This is a genomic window from Truepera radiovictrix DSM 17093, assembly GCF_000092425.1.
In the GTDB taxonomy this organism is placed as follows: Bacteria; Deinococcota; Deinococci; order Deinococcales; family Trueperaceae; genus Truepera; species Truepera radiovictrix.
The window spans coordinates 3,092,081-3,109,402 of record NC_014221.1 but is presented as its reverse complement, the minus strand read 5'-3'; the positions used below and the strand labels follow the sequence as shown (position 1 = coordinate 3,109,402).

The window sequence follows — 17,322 nt, the reverse complement described above, 5'->3', positions numbered from 1 at the left end:
GGGCGGTGTCGGGGTCATGGCGTGTCGGTCGGGCGGTGACGCGCGGGGCGCCCCCCCGGTCCGATTATGCCCCGATTTACTGAGGGGCGCTGCAAGCTGCGGTGGCCGAGCCCTCGAGGGGGTGGGTGGGCGGTGAGGGCGAGCGCGAGGGGGAGCAGCACCCCCGCGTAGAAGAGGGTGGTGTCAAGCAGGTTCATCGCGAAAACGCCCGCGACGAGCGCCGCGCCGCGCCCCCCCTGCAGCCGCCACGCCGCGTAGGGTAGCCCCAGCAGGAGGATGAGCGCCGCCGCCACGCCGAACAGCCCGTAAGCGGCGGAGAGCTCGAGCCAGGCGTTGTGCGCGTGCTGCACCGCCTCGCCGCCGGCGCGCGTCTGCGCCCAGAACTCGGCGAAGCCGCCCGCCCCGAGGCCGCGGAGCGGGTGGCTGCGCAGCGCCTCCCAAGCCGCCGCCCAGATGTCGCTGCGCGCGGTCACCTCGTGAAGGCTGAAGATCCGCCGCGCCCCCCCTTGGAGCGGGCCCCAAGCCGTCACCAGAAGCAGCGCTCCGGCGCCGCACAAAGGCGCCAGGAGCGTCCAGGTGGCGCCGGTGCGCCGCGCGCGGGCGAGCGCCAGCAAAAGAAGCCACGGCACCCCGACGAGGACGCCGAGCCACGCGGCGCGGCTGCCCGTAAGCGCGACGCTGAGGAGGCTCGCAAGGGCGCCGGCGAGCGCCAGGGGGGGGGACGCGAGGCTGAGCAGCGCGAGGCCGAGGGCGGCGGCGGTGTGCCCCGCGAGGTTGGGGTCGCCGAAGACGAGCGTCCGCCGCGGGCTGCTCGCCGCCGCCGGCAAGGGCGTGCCGTCGGGGGCGGTGAGTGCGACGTTGCGCGTCTCGACGACGAGCCCGCTGCCGGTGCGCAAGGTGGCTGTCAGCACCCCCTCTCCCGCCGGGCCGCGCGTCAGGGGCAGTTCGTGGCGCTCCCACACCTCGGTGGGGACGAAGGCGTACCCCGAGTGCGCTTCGGGGCGCTCCGGCCACGCGATCTGCAGCGCGGCCCCCTGGGGGATCAGGGGGCCGACGGGGCGGCGGTGCCAGTAGAGCTGCACCCGCCGCACGTCCAGGGTGCTGCCGCCGAAGTCGGAGAGAAAAAGCCGCACCACGGACGACGCGACCCCCTCGGGCACCCGCCACGAGAGGCTGTAACGCGCCCACTCGCGGTCTAGGGTGACGGGCAAACAGCGCCCGCCCCCCCCGGGCGCCCACGCTGCGAGCGCCACCCCGCGGCAGCGCCGCGCGCCGACGGGCTCGCCGCGTTCGATCGCGGGGCGGGGGGCGCGCCGCGGGGGGCCGTTCGGGTCGCGCAGCTCGAGCACCACGCGAAAGAGCTCGCCGCCGAGGGGCTGGCCGAGGTCGAAGGTGCGCATGAGGTAGCCCCGCACCCCCGCAGGCGCGCTGATGCGGGTAAAGCCCCCCTCCGCGTCGCGCAGGGGCTCGAGCTCAAAACCGGGGTGCGAGCGCGCCCAGTCCCACCCCGCTTGGCCGGCGGCGAGGCGAGCCTCGAAGCTGAGCGTCGCCGCCTCGTGTGCGCCGGTGTGCCAGCTGCGCCGCCCCACCCCCGACACGCGTTCGTAAAGGCGCTGCGACACGCTCTCGGCGAGCCCCGACTTGTCCGACGAGAGCCAGACGCCCCGCGCGAGCGCACCCTCTAGAAGCCCACCGGCGAGAAAGAGGGCGAGCGCAGCGAGCAGCCCCCAGCGCACCGCGCGCGTCGGGGGGCGCAGGTAGCCGAGCGCGGCCACCAGCAGGCACTGCGCCACGAGCCCCGCGACCGCCGCGCGCGAAGCGCTAAAGAGCGCGCCGTAGAGCGCGAGCGGCAGCGCCGCGGCGCCCCACAGACCGGTCCAGAGCCAGCTCACCTCGCCCGTCGGGGGTGGTCGCGTCGGGGTGGGGGGGGTAGGCACCTTAGGTGACGCCGTGAAAGGCGCGGTAGCGCGCCGCGACAAAGCTGCCAAACGCCTCCTGAAACCGCGCCACGGAGAAGCGTTCGGCGTTCGCGCGCGCCGCCTCCGGCGAAAAGGTCTGCGCTTCAAAGGCGCGCACCGCCCCCTGCAAACTGGCGACCGTCTGCGCCTCGAAAAAGACCCCGGTCGCCCCCTCGCCGGCCTCGGGGCCGCGCACCGTCTCGAGGCTCCCCCCCTTGCCGTAGGCGATCACCGGCGTGCCGCACGCTTGGGCCTCTAGCGGCACGATACCAAAGTCCTCCTCGGCGGCGAAGACAAAAGCGCGCGCGCGCTGCAGGTGGTCTTTCAGAACCGAAAAGGGTTGGTAGCCTAGAAGCTGCACGTTGGGTCCCGCTTTGGCCCGCACCTTCGCCATCTCGGGGCCGTCGCCGATCACCACGAGCCGCCGGTCGGGGAGCGCCGAAAACGCCTCGACGATGAGGTCGATCTTTTTGTAGGGGACCAGGCGCGAGGCGGTGAGGTAGAAGTCCTCCTTGTCGGGGCGGAGCGCAAACCCGTCCGTGTCGACCGGCGGGTAGATGACCGTCGCGTCGCGGCGGTAGACCTTCTGGATGCGCCGCGCGATAAAGCCGGAGATGGCGATAAAGTCGTCCACGCCGTTTGCCGTGCGCGCGTCCCAGAGCCGGACGTAGTGGAGCAGCAGGCGCGCCGCCGCCCCCTTGACGCCGCGCGTCAGGCCCGACTCCTCCAGGTACTGGTGCTGCAGGTCCCAGGCGTAGCGGATCGGCGAGTAGCAAATGCATAGGTGCAGCTGATCGGGGCCCGTGAGGACCCCTTTAGCGACCGCGTGCGAGCTCGAGATCACCAGGTCGTAGCCCGAGAGGTCGAACTGCTCGACCGCTAGCGGCATGAGCGGCAAATAGCTGCGGTAGTGCGTCCGCGCGCGCGGCAGGCGTTGGAGAAACGAGGTTCGGGCGCGCCGCCCGCCGAGAAAGCCGCGCGCGTCCTCGGGCACAAAGTCGACCAGGCTGTAGAGGTCGGCCTGCGGGAGCGCCAGCAGCATCTGCTCTAAAACCCGTTCGGCCCCCGCGTAGACCGTGAGCCAGTCGTGAACGATGGCGACGCGCGCCGCCTCAAGGGGCCGCATACCGCTCCCGCTCAAAAGCGAGCATCGCCTCGAGGGTGGCCTCTAGGGGGATAGAGGGGGCCCAGCCGACCGCCTCGCGGGCGCGCGTGGCGTCGCCGACGAGTTCGGGGATGTCACTCGCGCGCACCCGCGCGGCCTCGGTCTCGAGCCTGACGGTGACCTCGGCGCGCTCCAAGACAAGCTCGGCGAGCTCGCGTACGCTCACGCCGCGCCCCGACGCGAGGTTGTAGACGCCGCCGTTGTCGCCCTCGTGGAGCAGCTTGGGGTACGCCCGAACGATGTCGCGCACGTCGGTAAAGTCGCGCACCGCGTCCAGGTTGCCGAGTTTGATCACCGGCTCCGCGCGCCCCGCTTCGATGCGCGCGAGCTGCTGCACCAGCGTCGGCAGCAAGAAGTCGGGCGACTGCCCGGGGCCGACGTGGTTAAAGGGGCGCGCCCGCACGACGCGCATCCCCGAGAGCGCGTAGGGGAGCGCGGCGAGCTCGGCGCTCGCTTTGGAGGCGCCGTAGTGGTTGACCGGTTGCAGGGGCGCGCGCTCGCTGAGAGGCCCTCGCTGCGCGCCGTAGACGTACGCGCTGCCGACGACGAGCACGGCGGCGCGGACCTCGCGCGCCGCCTCCAGCACGTTTAGGGTGCCGCCCAAGTTGACCGCGTAAAAGGCCGCCGCGCCCTCGCTGGCGGGGCGGGTGACGCCCGCTAAGTGGTAGATCTCGTCGGGTTGGAGCTCCCGGACCACCGCGCGCACCCGCGCCGCGTCGCGCACGTCGAGGGGGACGCTCTGAAAGTCGCTCGAGGCGACCTCCCGCAGGGCGGTGCCCCAGACCTCGTAGCCCAGCTCCCGCAGGTGCCGCGCCAAGTACGGCCCGACGAACCCCCCCGCCCCCGTGACGAGCGCTCTAGGCATACGAGAGGGGCCGCGCGACGCGCTCCAGGTCAGCTTCGACCATGAGCGCGACGAGCTCCCGGAACGAGGTCTGGGGCGTCCAACCGAGCTTCGCCTTGGCTTTGGAGGGGTCGCCCAAAAGCAGGTCGACCTCCGCCGGACGGACGAAGGCGGGGTCGATGACGACGAAGTCGCGCCACTCGAGGCCGGCCGCCTCGAAAGCCGCCTCGACGAACTCCTCGACGGTGTGGGTCTCACCGGTCGCCAGCACGAAGTCCTCCGGCGCCGCTTGCTGCAGCATCGCGTGCATCCCCGCGACGTACTCCTTGGCGTAACCCCAGTCGCGTTTGGCGTCGAGGTTGCCGAGGCGCAGCTCGCGCTGCAGGCCGTGTTTGATGCGCGCGACCGCCAGGGTGATCTTGCGCGTGACGAACTCGACGCCGCGCAAGGGGCTCTCGTGGTTAAAGAGGATCCCCGAGCAGGCGTACATGTCGTAGGACTCGCGGTAGTTGACCGTCATCCAGTGCCCGTAGAGCTTGGCGACCCCGTAGGGGCTGCGCGGGTAGAAGGGGGTCGTCTCGTTCTGCGGCACCGCCTGCACCTTGCCGAACATCTCGCTCGTCGAGGCTTGGTAGAAGCGCGTCTCGGGGTTGACCGTGCGGATCGCCTCCAAAAGCCGCGCGACGCCGACGCCGGTGATGTCGCCCGTCATGACGGGCTGTTCAAACGACAGCGCCACGAACGACTGCGCCGCGAGGTTGTAGACCTCGTCGGGGGCGTGCTTTTCGAGCGCGCGCACCATGTTGCCCTGGTCGGCCAAGTCGAAGTCGGTAAAGATGATCTCGTCGGTGATACCGAGCTCGTCCAAACGGGCGCGGTTGCGGGTGCTCGCGCGGCGTTCGGCGCCGACGACCGTATACCCCTTGTGGAGGAGCAGTTCGGCCAGATAAGCGCCGTCTTGCCCGGTGATCCCTGTAATCAGTGCGGTTTTACCCATAAGTCTCCCTTACCCTAGCAGGTCTTGGTCGGCGCGTACGGCGCCCCGTGCAAAGCTGCTCCGGCAGCCAGCGAAAAGCGCTCCCGAGCGGCCACCCGCGACCTCTCGGCGGCGAGCCCCTGCGCCCTGACGTCAGGGGGCGAGGGCGCTCTCGGCGAAGCTGAGCACCTCGTCGGCGCAGCGCTCCCAGCTAAAGCGCGCGGCTTGCACCGGCCCCTCGTGGCGCAAGCGCGCCTGCAGGGGCGCGTCTTGCATAAGCTGCCGAATCTTATCAGCTAAGTCGCTCGGGTCGTGTGGATCGAAGTAGAGCGCCGCGTCGCCGCACACCTCCGGCAGCGAGGCGGCCTTGGAGACGATCACGGGGCAACCCAACGCCATCGCCTCCAAGGGGGGGAGGCCGAACCCCTCGTAGAGGGCGGGGTGGATAAAGGCGCTCGCCCCCTCGTAGAGCGCGCGCAGCTCGCCGTCGCTGACGTAACCGACGTGTTTGATGCTGGCGGGGAGCTGCGCGGTGCGGGCGTGGACGCGCGGGCTTATGCCGCCCGCGATGACCGTGTCGAAGGGGGTCTCACCGAGGTGCTCGAGCGCCCGCACCACGGCGCCGAAGTTTTTGTGCGGGCTCAAACTGCTGACGGCGAGCACAAAGGGGCGCGTCAGGTGGTGACGGGTCAAGACCGCGGGGTCGGGCGGGGTCTGCAAGAGGTGCTCTTTGCCCAGATACACGACGCGGAGCTTGTGCTTGGGAACGTGCGCGTAGTGTTGCAGCTCGGCGGCGGAAAAGTGCGAGTCGGTCAGCACGCCCCGCGCCGCGCGCCCGAGCCCGACGAAGAGCACCTTGTACCAGCTCCGAAAGGCGAGCGCGTAGGCTTCGGGGATGGCAAAAGCCGCCGCGTCGTGGAGCGTGACGACCTGGCGGCGCTTTAGCAGGGGGCCCGTGTTGCAGAGGCTCAGGAGACCGCCGCCGCGGGTGTAGAAGGGGAGCTCGAGCTGCTCCCAGGCGTGCCCGGTGAGGCGCCCCGTGACCTCGGCGCCGAGCTCGTCGGCGAGACCCGTGTGGAGCACGTTGCGAGGGACCAAAAAGCGCGTCGCGGGGCGCGCGCGTTTAAGGCGCCTGGCGACCTCGGCGGCGTAGCGCTGCACGCCGGTCATGGGTTGGGTCAAAAAGCGGGCGTTGACGAAAAGCGGCGGCATCCTTAGAGGTGACCTCGAGGGGGTGCGGACAGCGACGTTGGGGCCGGGTCGGGGCGCCACCCCCAAGCGCGGTAGAGGTAGAGGAGCATCCCCAAGTTGACCCAGAAAAAGGCGTGCAAAAAGGCGTAGCCGATCAGCATGTTTAAAAAGATCGTCACGGCGCCGATGAGCACCGCGAGGTAGCTCTCTCGCTGCTGCCCCCGCAGGCGCGGCAGCACCCCTACGAACTTGCCGAACAGCGCCCCGAAAAGGAGCGCGATCAAGAAAAAGCCGAACATCCCCGCCTCGGCGAAGATGGTGAATAGGTCGTTGCCGGCGTTGTAGTTGGGGTTGTCGAAGGGGTCGTTAAACAAGAGCGCGCCGCGGTAGACGCCGTACTGCCCGATACCGATGCCTTCGAGTGGGTTGCTCCGGATGATCGCGGCCAAGATCCCCAGGTTTTCGAGCCGGTCGGTAAACGCCTGGGCCTCGAGCCCCTGGTTTAAGGTCGTGCGAAAGACGGGGAGCGTGCTTAACAAGTTGAGCCCCGGCGGGATGATGAGCACCACGAGCGCGGCGAAGACGAAGCGGTGGCGTTTATACGTGGCGTCGACAAAGAGCGCGATAGCGACCAGCGAGATAAGCGCGAACTTCGACTGCGACAGCACGAGCACGAGCAGCCCGGCGAGCGCGACCGGCCACCAGCGGCGCACGTAGGTGCGGCTTAGCATCAGCATCAGCGCCGTGTTAAAGATGACCGAGAGCTGCTGCGGTTCGGCGGTCGTCCCGGCGAGCCGCGGGAGAAACGAGGCGGTCGGCCAGACGCCCAGCGCGCCGCCAAAGGAGTTGGTCAGGATCTCGTTGGTCGAACGAAACCCCGCCCAGTAGAGGAAGAGGAAGAGGTAGGCAAAAGCGATCGACAACGCGCCCGACACGAGGAGCAGCCGCTCGAGCCAGACGACCTTGACAAGGCCGTGCTCGAGCGCGTAGTACACCAGAAATCCGGTACCGAAGACCGCCACGTACTTCGACATCTCGCTCGCGTAGCGCAGGGTGTGAAACACCTCGCTGCGCGTCATGTTGACCCACGTCGAAAAACCCAACACGATAAAAAACAGCGCCGCGACGCCCAGGTAGAGGCGCGCCGCCGCGTTCGCGCGAAAGCGCCCTTGCAGCGCGACGCGCACGCCAAGGGCGGCGAGACCGCACCAGGCGATCAGGCGCTGAAAGGGGAGCGGCACGCCGAGGACGTCGGGGATCCGCAGCCACGGAAACGAGTAGAGGAGGGCGAGGGCGAGCACCGCTGCAGCGACGAGTGGCGCGCGTCCGGCGCGCGCCCACGCGCTCGCCACCCCCACCGGCGCGCCCGCGCTGCGGCGGTGCACCCGAACGATCTGTGCCATCTGCTCTCCCCACATGTCGCTCCAACCCCTTTGCGCCCTAAACGATCTCGCCGCCGCGCAGCAGGATACGCGCGATCAAACCCACCCGGTCCCACTGGCGGCGGCGGACGCGGTTGATAAGGGCGACGCCCAACCCCAAGTATACGGTCGGCAGGGCGTACGGGTAAAACCGGCGGGTAAAGCGGACGCGGTTTTGGAGCGCGTAGCGGTCGGCCGTAAAGCTCTTGGCCGCGCGCGCCCGGTCGTTGCCGCCGATGCTCGCGCCCTCCTTGTGGTAGACGACGCTTTGGGGCGCGTACGCCAGCGCGAAGCGCCCGCGCGCGCGCACCGCCCAGTCGAGCTCCTCGAAGTAGAGAAAGTAGTCCTCCTGCATCAGCCCAATGGTCTCGAGAAAGGGCCTGGACACGAGCATCGAAGCGCCGATGAGGTAGTCGAGCTGCCGCTCGACCGCCGCGGCGTCGATGGGCAGCTCCCGCGGCCTGTGGCGCCCGATGTGCGCGACCGTCCCCCACCAGCGGTTGTAACGCGCGCCGCCGAGCGCCTGCACCGTGTCGCGCCGGCTCTCATAGATCAGGGTCGAACCGCAGAGCCCGACCGGCAGCCCCGCAGCGCCCGCCTGCGCGCGCGCGACGAGGTGCGTCAAGGCGTCCGGTTCGACCAAGGTGTCGTTGTTCAGCAGCCACACGTAGTCGGCGCCCTGCTCAAGGGCGTAGCGCAACCCGACGTTGTTGCCGCCCGCGAAGCCCAGGTTGGCGCCGCTTGGCAGCAGCGTCAGGTCGGGGTGACGCCGCTGCAGCTCCGCGACCGAGCCGTCGGTCGAGGCGTTGTCGACCACCACCACGCGGGCGTTGGGGTAGTCGAGCGCCTTGAGCGACGCTAGGCACGCGTCCGTGTCGCGCCAACCGTTCCAGTTGACGAGGACGATGTAGACGAGGGGGTAGGCGGGCGGCGCCGGCGTCAACGCCCTGGCCTCCGCTTAGCGGCCGATGCCGACGTAGGTGAGCCCCGCCTCCCGCGCGCTCTCGGGGTTGAGCAGGTTGCGCGCGTCGAGCAGAAGCTCCCCTTTCATACGCGCTTTCATCGCCCCTAGTGGCAAGCGCGTGTACTCCGGCCAGTCGGTCACCACCACGAGCGCGTCGCAGCCCGCAGCGAGCGCCTCGGGATCGCAGCAGTACGTGACCGGCAGCTCCGGGTAGAGCCGCCTGGCGTTGTCCATCGCCACGGGGTCGTGCACCTTGATGACCGCGCCGCGCTCATGCAGGTGCTCGATCAGGGTCAGAGCCGGGGCGTCGCGCAGGTCGTCGGTGTTGCCTTTAAACGCGAGGCCCAAAAGCCCGACCGTGGTGCCGCGCAGCACCTTGAGGTGCCGCTGCAGCTTGTCGATGACGTGCAGGCGCTGGCGCTCATTGACCAAGATCGCCGACTCGACGATCGGCATGGCGTAGTCGTACGACTTGGCGGTCGCGAGGATCGCGCGGGTATCCTTGCCGAAGCACGACCCCCCCCAACCGATACCGGCTTGCAAAAACTTGGGGCCGATGCGGGTGTCGAGCCCGATCGCCCGCGCGACCTCGGTGATGTCGGCGCCGACGTGTTCGGCGAGGCGCGAAAACTCGTTGATAAAGCTGATCTTGGTCGCCAAAAAGGCGTTGGCGGCGTACTTGGTCAGCTCGGCGCTGGTCGGGGTGGTGGTGATAAGGGGCGGCAGCGCGTAGCGCTCGGGGCGCGGGGTCTCGACGGGGGGGGCGAAGGTCTGCTCGAGGAGCGGGGCGTAGAGGTCGTGCAGGAGACCGACCGCCGCGGGGTCGTCGGCGCCGATCACCACGCGGTCGGGGTAGAGGGTGTCGTGCATGGCGCGCCCCTCGGCCAAAAACTCGGGGTTCGAGGCGACCCACACCTGCGCCTCGGTGCCGCGCCCCTCGAGGCTCCGGCGGATAATCCCCTCGACGTGCCGCGCGCTGCCGATGGGGACGGTTGACTTGTTGACCACCACGAGCCGAGCGCCCGGTTGGATGCGTTCGGCGACCTCTTTGGCGGCGGCGTCGACGTACTGCAAGTCGGCGTCGCCGTTGTGCTTGGTGGGGGTGCCGACGGCGATAAAGACGACCCCTTGACCCTTCAGGTCGGGAATCGCGGTCTGAAAGCGCAGGTGCGACGCGGCGCGCCGCAAGAGCTCTTCGAGGCCCGGTTCGTGGATCGTCGCCTCACCTTTGGCGAGGCGCTCGACGATGCGCGGGTTTTTGTCGACGCAGGTGACCCGGTGCCCCAAGTAGGCGAGCGCGACCCCCGTGGTGAGGCCGACGTAACCGGTGCCGATGATCGTGACGTTCATGCGTGAACCTTTCTTGAGACCGTGGTGTGGGTGCGCGGCCGCACGGCGGCGCGCAAAAAGACGAAGACGAGCCCGACCACCGCGCCCAGAGCGGCGGCGAGGGCGGTGTTAAAGCCGCGGCGCGGGCCGACTGGGGCGCTGGGCACCGACGCTTCGCTTAAAATCCGCGCGTTCGTCGGGGCGAGTTCGGTGAGGTAGGAGACGCTCGCTTGGAGCTCGGCGACGGTGTTGTAGGCGCTCAGCGCGCTGTCGAGCTCGCGCGTGAGGCGGCTGCGCTCCTGGTCGAGCGTGGCGAGGCGGCCGCGGAGCTCCGCGGCCGCCTCGCTATAGTCCTCGAGCTCGGCTTGCAGCGCCCCGAGCTCGGCCTCGAGCCCCGCGAGCGTCACGCGTTCGGTCTGCAACGCGGCGCTGTTAAGCAGAGCGACGGCGTCAGCCGGCGCCGCGTCAGCCTGCGCGGCGTCGTCCTGCACGTCGTTGCCCTGCGCCGCGTCGCCCTGCCCCGGCGCTTGGGGCGACGCTTGCGCGAGCACCGCGTAGCGCACGAGCGCCCCCTGAAAGCGCCGCGCCGCCTCCTCTTGGCGCGCGCGCTGCAGCGCGTCGCCCTGGCGCGCGAGCGCTTCGGCGAGCGCGTCGCTGGCCTCGCGGTCGACCGCCGCGGCGAGCTCGGCGAGCGCCGCGGCCTCCTCGGCGCTGACGTCGAGCGCCCCGAAAAGCGCCTCGAGCTCCTCCCTGAGGGGGCCGTAGGGGTCGGCGGGGAGGCGCGGGGCCGGCGGCGCGGTCTCGCGCAGCGACACCTGGGCGCTCAGCAGCTCGAGCAGGGTCGCCGTGAGGTTGGGGTCGGCGGCAGCGGGTGTACCGGCTTCTGCTTGCAGCGTCTCGAGCGCGGCGATGCGCGCCTCGGCTGCGGCGATCTCCCGCTGCAGCTGCCCCTCGCGGGCGCGCCCGTCGGTCAGGTCGCGGGTCAGCGCGATGAGCTGGGCTTCGAGCTGGGGCCCCTCGTCCTCGGCGGCGAACGCGCGGTAGCGCGCCTCGACCTCCTCGACGTTGGCGCTGAGCCGCGCGACCTCCTGGGCGGTGGTGGCGTCGACCGGGCTGAGCGAGGCGAACAGCGACTCGCGCACGGCCTCGAGGGTGCTCTGCGCCCACGCGTCGGCAAGCTGCGCGGCGAGCTCGGGGTCGGCGTTGCGCACGCGGTGGACGACCGAGAGGGGGACCACCTGGTCGGGGCGCTGCGGGCCGATAAGCTGCCGCAGCGAGCCGAGACCCGCGAGCGTCTGCGGGGTGAGGTCGGTCTGCGCGACGGCGTTTTCCAGGACCATCTGGCTGTAGGCGAGCGTCTCGTACGTCTGCAGGGAGACCTCGTAGGCGGGGCTGAAACTGAGGTTGTCGCCGCCGCCGATCTGAATGGGGGGTGGGGTGACGAGCACGGTGCTCTCGGCGAGGTAGACCGGTTGCCGGTTGGCGTTGAGCAAAAACGCGCCGAAGCCAGCGAGCAGCGCGAGTCCGAGGATAATCGGCAGACCGCGCACGATGACCAGGTAGAGGTCGCGCAGCGACACCTCCTCGGCGGGGGGCGCGGCCGGAGGTGGCGTGGAGGGCGACGTCACCGGCGTCCCCCGGGAAGGTCTTGCAGTGTGTGCGTCATAACTCGTGATGCCCTTCGTTGAGGTGTTCGGGCGCACCCCGGCGACGGTCTCGCGGCCGTCGGGCGCCACCTTTAGCGCTCAGCGCGCTAGCGGCGTTTTTGTGGGCGCGGCCGTGCATGCGGAGGCTTTGGAGGAGCGCGGCGGTGCCCGAGCACCCGCACGCAGCCTAGCGAGTATACCCAAGGTGTGTCAGTGATAGCTGAGAGGCGCTTCAGCGGGGCGTCATGTAGCCCCTCAACGCACCTCGAGGCGCCGGATGAACCCCTCGGCTTCGAGGCGCTCCAAAAGGGTGCGAAACGCTCCCGCCTCGAGGCCGAGCGCCTCGGCGACGGCTTCGGCGGCCGCGGCGCGGCGAAACCCCTCGAGGGCGCGCTGACCGGTGCGGCCGAACTCGCTGCGAAAGCGCATCGACAGCTCCGTCATGGGGTCGAGCGCGTCGCGACCGCGCAGCGTGAGGGCGTAGCGGCGCCCCTCCCAACCGGTCGGGTCGTTCGGCAAAGGGAGGCTCGGGGGGGCTTCGCAAGCGGGGACGAAGCCGCTTTCCAAGGCGGGGGGGGTGAGGAGCTCCAAGTAGACCTCGCCGCCGCGCATAAACGCGTACCCCGTTTCGCCGACCAAGGTGCCCGTCGCCGCTTCCGGCGGCGCCCCCCCCGCACCCCCGCCTCAAAGGCCAGCACCAGTGCGAGAAAGCTCGAGCAGAGGGGTTCGGGGAGGGGGTAGAGGGAGAGCGCGGCGGCCTCGCCCTCTAGCAGCGGGCGCAGCGCTGCGGGACCGTAGAGCAGCCCCGCGCGCGCCTCGAGCGCCGCCGCGGCGGGTCGCCCCCGGCTCACCACGACGACCCCCGACGCGTGCGGGCGTTCGAAGACCAGCGCGCCGCTAAAGGCCTCTTTGGCGAGGCGCGCGAACAGCGCGCGCACGTTGAGCTCGGCGGTGCTTAAGAGCGCCTCTTCGAGAAGCGCGGGGAGCGCGCGCAGCGGCCCCGCCGCTTTCGGGTAGCGGGGCTCGAGGCTCGGTTGGGGGCGCTCGGCGTGCGGCCAGAAGGCGAAGCGGCCACCGACCTCGCCGAGCCCGTAGGGGGCGCCGACGTCCCACCCCTGCACGCGCCCCTCCCCGAGCACGAAGAGCGTGGCTCTCTCCCCCTTGCTTAGCAGCAGCGTGCCGGAGAGCCCCGCTTGTGACAGGAGCCGCACCCACGCCCCCCCCGACAGGGGCCCGAGGGTACCGCGCGCACCGGTCACCGCGCCTCCCGCCGCAGCGCCTCGAAGCGCCGCAGCATCCGCCCCAAAAGGGCGCGGTCTTCGGGGAAACTCAGCTTGGCGCCGGCGGCCTCGGGGGTAAAAAAGCCCCCCCGCGGAAAGAGCGCCTCGCGGAGCGCGGGGGCGCGGTCGTCGGTGAGGAGCAGAAACCAGGTGATGCGGCGCGCCTGGCCGCGCGCGTTGACGTAGCGCGTCTCGTCGCGTTGCGTCTCGTCGGGGCAGTGCGCGCGCACCCCCGCCTCTTCGGCGACCTCGCGCAGCGCCGCCTCGAGGGGGCTCTCGCCGGGGTCGACGTGCCCTTTGGGGAAGACCCAGCTCCCCTCGCGGTGGCCGAGGAGCAGCACCTCGCCCGAGGGGCGGAACACCACCCCGCCGGCGCCGGCGACCTCGTCGGTCGCTACGGGGCCGGCCGCGTCGGGCGCGGGGGTCGGGGTGTCGCGCTCAGCCATGCGCCGCGCGAAGGGAGTGGCGAGGGGGGAGCGGGTGGGAACGCCCGGGTGCCGAGAGAAGCCGCTGCGTCATGGTGCCATGCTATCAGACGCGGCAAGAGCGGCGGTACGAAGGTGGCTGGTCCAACGCGGGCACGAAGTCGGACCTACCGTCGCCGCCCGAGGCGCGCCTGTAGGGGTGGGCCGAGGACGCCCGTTCGGGCCGCGTTGTAGGTAGCTCAGGGCTCGAGAACAGTTGGGCGCTCCCCGCGAGGGCCGTTTGGGCCGGGCGCTAGTTGCTCGAGGCCCGCCGCAGCGCGAGGTCGCCGCCGCCATTTAAAAACGCCTCGATGCCCTCGGCGAGCGCCTCGGCGAGGAGCGTCTGATAGGCCTCCGAGGCGAGCCGCGGCCCCTCGACCGGATGGTTGACGAAGCCGAGTTCGACCAGCACGGCGGGGACGCGGGCGTTACGCAAGACGGAGAAGTAGTTCTGGCGCACACCGCGGTTTTCGCTCTCGGTGGCGAAGACGAGTTCGTTTTGCAGCGCCTCGGCGAACATCATGCTAAACGAGAGGTTCTCCTCGCGCAACAGGTCGCCGGAGATGCTCGCGGCGATCTCCTGCGCCTGCGCCGTACGCGCCCGCCCGAGCCCCCCCCCGCCGTTTTCGAGGATGGCGAGGTTGATCAGCGACTCGTCTTGGGGTTTGCCGAACACCCAGGTCTCGATGCCGTGGGCCGTGCTGTCGGCGACCGAGTTGGCGTGGAGCGAGATAAAGAGGTTGTGCTCGGAGGGGATCGCGAACTCGGCGCGGGTCTCGAGGTCGACGAAGGTGTCGTCGCGCCGGGTCATCACCACGTTGATCCCGCGCGCCTCTAAAAGCGCCTCGAGCTTGAGGCCGACGGCGAGCACGAGGTCTTTTTCGACGACGTAGCGGCTGACCGCGCCGGGGTCGTGGCCGCCGTGACCGGGGTCGATCACCACGGTTTTAGGGACGTGCTCGGGGCGCCGGACGCTGCGGACGGGGGCGCTCGCGGTGCGCCGCGGCAGGTCCTGCAGGCGCGCGACCGCTTCGCCGCGCTTTTCGGGGGCGAAGTCGATGTAGAGCACGCGCTCCTCGTCGCCCATGAGACCGACGTCAAAACCGTCCCCCTCGGGGGTGAGCGGGTAGGTGGTGCTGGCGATCAAGGCGAGCGTATCGCCGACCTCGGCGTAACCCAAGGTGGCGAGCTGCGGGCTCTGCGGCGCGACCTGAAAGGGTTCGGCGCGCGCGCCGGTAAAGAGCACGATAAAGTTGTCCCCCTCGACGGCGAGCTGGTACCCCAGCCCCGCGGGCAGGTCGAGCGCGACCCGCGTGTAGCCGTCGTGCACCCCGTAGCGCGGCGCGCTCAAAAGCACGGCGTTCGGATCGACGGGGCGCTCCGCGACGGGGGGCGGTGCACCGTCCCCCGCTTCGCCGCCGACGTCGCCCGTGGTGCTCGCGTCGTCGGTCGTCGGGTCGGTCGGCGTGCCGCCCGAAGCCGCCTCATCTGGCGCTGCGGCCGTGAGCGCCTCGGGGGCGGGGTCCTGCGCGAGGTCGCTAAAGGAGACCTCGATCATCCGCGCCGTCTCGCTCCAGTGGCTCTGCCCACCTAGAACCGCGACGACGGTCGTCAGCGGCAGGTAGCTCGAGCCCGCGAGCACCGCCGGTCGCGCCGGCTGCGCCTCGCCGCCAATGATCAGCGCCTCCGGCTGCGCCTCGAGCGCCGCTTCGGGGTCGCTCGTCGTGGCGAGCTCGAAGACCAGCTCCCCCTGGCGGAAGCGGAGCCGCCCGGTCTCCTGGTCGTAGGTGGACTCGAGCGCTAACGCGCGGGTGAGGTGGTCGGTGCGGATAAAAGCGGCCTCGGGGCCCCGCTCGTCGCCGAAGTAGCAGGCGGTCGGCCCCTCTAACAGCACCCCGCTGATGGCGATGTAGTCCGAGCAGGTCTGCGCCGACGCCGACGCCATAACCAAAACACCTAGGGCGAAGAGGCGAGCAAGGGGACGCTTCACGGCGTTTCAGAGTCTAGCACGCGGAGTTTGGGAGCTTGCTGAGAGCACCCTCCCTACACCGCTGCAAAGGCGGCTGTTACGGCTGTGATGGCGTGTGGTGGCATGGTGATGACGTGTCGATGACGCGTTGATGATAGCGGGGTGCGCGGCGCCCCATCTTCGGGGGCGGCGCGAAGGGGCCCGCCTAGCGCGCTATGCTAAGGGGGATGCTTACGCTGCTGCGCGCGCGACTCTTCCACACCCCCAAAAACCCCTTTACGGAGGCGGGGGCGCTCGAGGCGTTTTCAGACGGCGCCCTGGTGATCGACGGGGAGCGCATCGTCGCCGTCGGCGACGCGGCCACGCTGCGCGGGCGCTACCAAAGCGCGGCGCTCGCCGGCGACCCCGAGAGCTACCTGCTCCCCGGTTTCGTCGACACGCACGTGCACTACCCACAGGTGCGGGTCATCGGGGCGATGGGGCTCACGCTGCTCGACTGGCTGCGCGAGCGCACCCTCCCCGAAGAGGCGCGGCTCGCCGACCTCGCCTACGCGCGCGCGCTCGCGGCGCGCTTTGTGCGCGCGCTGCTGCGCAACGGGACGACCACGGCGCTCGTGTTCGGCTCGCACTTCCCGGGGGCGCAAGAGGCGCTCTTCGAGGAGGCGGAGCGGGTCGGGCTGCGCCTCACAAGCGGGCTCGTCCTCGCCGACCGGTTGTTGCGCCCCGAGCTGCACACCGACCCCGAGACCGCCTACCGTACCTGTGAGACCCTCATCAGCCGCTGGCATGGGCGCTCGCGGTTGCGTTACGCCCTGACCCCGCGCTTCGCCCTGTCGTGCAGCGACGCCCTTTTGGAGGTGACGGGGGCCCTTTTGCGGGCGTACCCGGACGTCTGGTTCCAGACGCACCTCAACGAGTCGCGCGACGAGATCCGCACCGTCGCCGAGCTGTTTCCGTGGGCTGAAGACTACCTCGCGACGTACGAGCGTTTCGGTCTCGTCGGCGCGCGCTCGGTGTTTGCGCACAACGTGCACGTGCGTGAGGGGGAGCTGCGGCGCCTCGCGGCGGCCGGGTCGGCGGTCGCGCACTGCCCGAGCAGCAACATGTTTATCGGGAGCGGGCTTTTCAGCTTGCGGCGCCACCTCGCGTGCGGCGTCCGGGTGGCGCTCGGCAGCGACGTCGGTGGGGGGACGGGGTTTAGCCTCCTCAAAGAGGGGCTGATGGCGTATCAGGGGCAGATGCTCCAACCCGACGGGGTGCCGCTCGGCCCGGCGCACCTGCTCTACCTCGCGACGCGCGCGGGGGCGCTCGCGCTGGGCCAGGAGGCGCTTGGCGACCTGTCGCCGGGGCGGCAGGCGGACCTCGTCCTCCTCAAGCCGCCCCCCGGGAGCACCCTCGAGGAGGTGCTGCGCCACAGCCCCTCGCCGGAGGCGAGTCTAGGGGCGCTCTTTACCCTCGCCCGCGAGGAGAGCGTGCGCGACGTCTGGGTTGCGGGCGTCTCGCTGCGGGCGCACCTCGCGGGGGGGGAGCGCTAGGCCGAGCGGCGCACCTCGTCGTCGCCGGCGCGCGGGCTTTGGGCGGGGGTCCGCCGCCGCGCCTCGGGAGGGCCGCTCGGGCGTTTGGCGACCGGCTCGGGTTCGAAAAGGTCCTCTTCGATCACCAGCGCGGCGGCGTTGAGCGGGGTGCGTTCACCCTCGGCGCCGAGTTCGCGGCTCGGCGCGGTGCTAAAGGCCGCGAGCTGCGGCTGTTTGCGCTCGGCGAGCTGCTGACGGAAGGTCTCCTCGCCGACGAGCCGGTAGGCGCCGCTCTCGAGGTGGTCGTAGACCAGTTTGTAGCTCTTGGTGAGCTCGTCGATCAGCTCGGCGGTGCGCAAAAAGTGCTCGTTGACGTCGCCGCGGTAGTTGGCGAGCTCCTCGGTTTTCGCCTCGAGCTGCTGCTGCAGCTGTTCGATCCGCTTCGAGTTGCGGTAGCGGAGCGAAAAGAAGGAAAACCCCAAAATCGCACCGACGCTCATCACGACGATGACAAAGAGCCAGAAGTTTTCGATGTACATGCTTCCTCCTACGTAGCGCCGCGTGAGGTCGGCGGCGCTAGAACGTCCCAAGGGCGACCCGG

At 70.5% G+C, this 17,322-nt stretch carries 15 protein-coding genes; 1 reads left to right on the top strand and 14 read right to left on the bottom strand.

Annotated features, from left to right (window positions below):
* Window positions 1-14: 14 nt before the first annotated feature.
* From TRAD_RS14250 to TRAD_RS15495, 13 genes are all read right to left on the bottom strand, one after another.
* Window positions 15-1,937, bottom strand: a complete 1,923-nt coding sequence (locus TRAD_RS14250) for an O-antigen ligase family protein (protein ID WP_148221270.1) — start codon at window positions 1,935-1,937, stop codon at window positions 15-17.
* Between the two features lies 1 nt (window position 1,938).
* Window positions 1,939-3,084 (bottom strand): glycosyltransferase family 4 protein, encoded by a 1,146-nt coding sequence (locus TRAD_RS14245; RefSeq protein ID WP_013179320.1) that lies wholly within the window; start codon window positions 3,082-3,084, stop codon window positions 1,939-1,941.
* Window positions 3,071-3,988 (bottom strand): GDP-mannose 4,6-dehydratase, encoded by a 918-nt coding sequence (locus TRAD_RS14240; RefSeq protein WP_013179319.1) that lies wholly within the window; start codon window positions 3,986-3,988, stop codon window positions 3,071-3,073. The genes TRAD_RS14245 and TRAD_RS14240 overlap by 14 nt, the downstream gene beginning before the upstream one ends.
* Window positions 3,981-4,964, bottom strand: coding sequence for a GDP-mannose 4,6-dehydratase (gene gmd, locus TRAD_RS14235; protein WP_013179318.1), 984 nt, complete (start codon window positions 4,962-4,964; stop codon window positions 3,981-3,983). The genes TRAD_RS14240 and gmd overlap by 8 nt, the downstream gene beginning before the upstream one ends.
* Before the next feature lie 132 nt (window positions 4,965-5,096).
* On the bottom strand, window positions 5,097-6,155 hold the full coding sequence (locus tag TRAD_RS14230) for a glycosyltransferase family 4 protein (RefSeq protein ID WP_013179317.1): 1,059 nt from the start codon (window positions 6,153-6,155) through the stop codon (window positions 5,097-5,099).
* A 2-nt stretch (window positions 6,156-6,157) separates the two neighbouring features.
* On the bottom strand, window positions 6,158-7,537 hold the full coding sequence (locus TRAD_RS14225; protein WP_013179316.1) for an O-antigen ligase family protein: 1,380 nt from the start codon (window positions 7,535-7,537) through the stop codon (window positions 6,158-6,160).
* A 37-nt stretch (window positions 7,538-7,574) separates the two neighbouring features.
* Window positions 7,575-8,498: a glycosyltransferase family 2 protein gene (locus tag TRAD_RS14220; RefSeq protein ID WP_013179315.1), complete on the bottom strand. Its 924-nt coding sequence runs from the start codon at window positions 8,496-8,498 to the stop codon at window positions 7,575-7,577.
* A gap of 15 nt (window positions 8,499-8,513) precedes the next feature.
* Window positions 8,514-9,869 (bottom strand): UDP-glucose dehydrogenase family protein, encoded by a 1,356-nt coding sequence (locus tag TRAD_RS14215; RefSeq protein ID WP_013179314.1) that lies wholly within the window; start codon window positions 9,867-9,869, stop codon window positions 8,514-8,516.
* Window positions 9,866-11,476: a GNVR domain-containing protein gene (locus TRAD_RS14210; RefSeq protein WP_013179313.1), complete on the bottom strand. Its 1,611-nt coding sequence runs from the start codon at window positions 11,474-11,476 to the stop codon at window positions 9,866-9,868. Before TRAD_RS14210 ends, TRAD_RS14215 begins: the two co-directional genes overlap by 4 nt.
* 273 nt (window positions 11,477-11,749) lie before the next feature.
* Complete coding sequence (locus tag TRAD_RS14205) at window positions 11,750-11,938, bottom strand: hypothetical protein (RefSeq protein WP_041947330.1); 189 nt, start codon at window positions 11,936-11,938, stop codon at window positions 11,750-11,752.
* Window positions 11,935-12,753, bottom strand: coding sequence for a hypothetical protein (locus TRAD_RS14200; protein ID WP_013179311.1), 819 nt, complete (start codon window positions 12,751-12,753; stop codon window positions 11,935-11,937). Before TRAD_RS14200 ends, TRAD_RS14205 begins: the two co-directional genes overlap by 4 nt.
* Window positions 12,750-13,220, bottom strand: a complete 471-nt coding sequence (locus TRAD_RS14195; RefSeq protein ID WP_013179310.1) for an NUDIX domain-containing protein — start codon at window positions 13,218-13,220, stop codon at window positions 12,750-12,752. The genes TRAD_RS14200 and TRAD_RS14195 overlap by 4 nt, the downstream gene beginning before the upstream one ends.
* Before the next feature lie 271 nt (window positions 13,221-13,491).
* Complete coding sequence (locus TRAD_RS15495) at window positions 13,492-15,228, bottom strand: N-acetylmuramoyl-L-alanine amidase family protein (protein ID WP_148221269.1); 1,737 nt, start codon at window positions 15,226-15,228, stop codon at window positions 13,492-13,494.
* 206 nt (window positions 15,229-15,434) lie between these two features.
* Here TRAD_RS15495 and guaD point away from each other — a divergent pair, with 206 nt between their 5' ends.
* Window positions 15,435-16,742 (top strand): guanine deaminase, encoded by a 1,308-nt coding sequence (gene guaD, locus TRAD_RS14185; protein ID WP_041947328.1) that lies wholly within the window; start codon window positions 15,435-15,437, stop codon window positions 16,740-16,742.
* Here the strand turns inward: guaD and TRAD_RS14180 are convergent.
* Window positions 16,739-17,260: a Z-ring associated ZapG family protein gene (locus TRAD_RS14180; protein ID WP_013179307.1), complete on the bottom strand. Its 522-nt coding sequence runs from the start codon at window positions 17,258-17,260 to the stop codon at window positions 16,739-16,741. The two genes, guaD and TRAD_RS14180, sit on opposite strands and share 4 nt — an antisense overlap.
* Window positions 17,261-17,322 lie beyond the last annotated feature (62 nt).

Coding starts and splice junctions, on each gene's coding strand:
- TRAD_RS14245 (WP_013179320.1), bottom strand. CDS start 3,084: ATGCGGCCCCTTGAGGCGGCGCGCGTCGCCATCGTTCACGACTGGCTC.
- TRAD_RS14240 (WP_013179319.1), bottom strand. CDS start 3,988: ATGCCTAGAGCGCTCGTCACGGGGGCGGGGGGGTTCGTCGGGCCGTAC.
- gmd (WP_013179318.1), bottom strand. CDS start 4,964: ATGGGTAAAACCGCACTGATTACAGGGATCACCGGGCAAGACGGCGCT.
- TRAD_RS14230 (WP_013179317.1), bottom strand. CDS start 6,155: ATGCCGCCGCTTTTCGTCAACGCCCGCTTTTTGACCCAACCCATGACC.
- TRAD_RS14225 (WP_013179316.1), bottom strand. CDS start 7,537: ATGGCACAGATCGTTCGGGTGCACCGCCGCAGCGCGGGCGCGCCGGTG.
- TRAD_RS14215 (WP_013179314.1), bottom strand. CDS start 9,869: ATGAACGTCACGATCATCGGCACCGGTTACGTCGGCCTCACCACGGGG.
- TRAD_RS14205 (WP_041947330.1), bottom strand. CDS start 11,938: ATGACGGAGCTGTCGATGCGCTTTCGCAGCGAGTTCGGCCGCACCGGT.
- TRAD_RS14195 (WP_013179310.1), bottom strand. CDS start 13,220: ATGGCTGAGCGCGACACCCCGACCCCCGCGCCCGACGCGGCCGGCCCC.
- guaD (WP_041947328.1), top strand. CDS start 15,435: ATGCTTACGCTGCTGCGCGCGCGACTCTTCCACACCCCCAAAAACCCC.
- TRAD_RS14180 (WP_013179307.1), bottom strand. CDS start 17,260: ATGTACATCGAAAACTTCTGGCTCTTTGTCATCGTCGTGATGAGCGTC.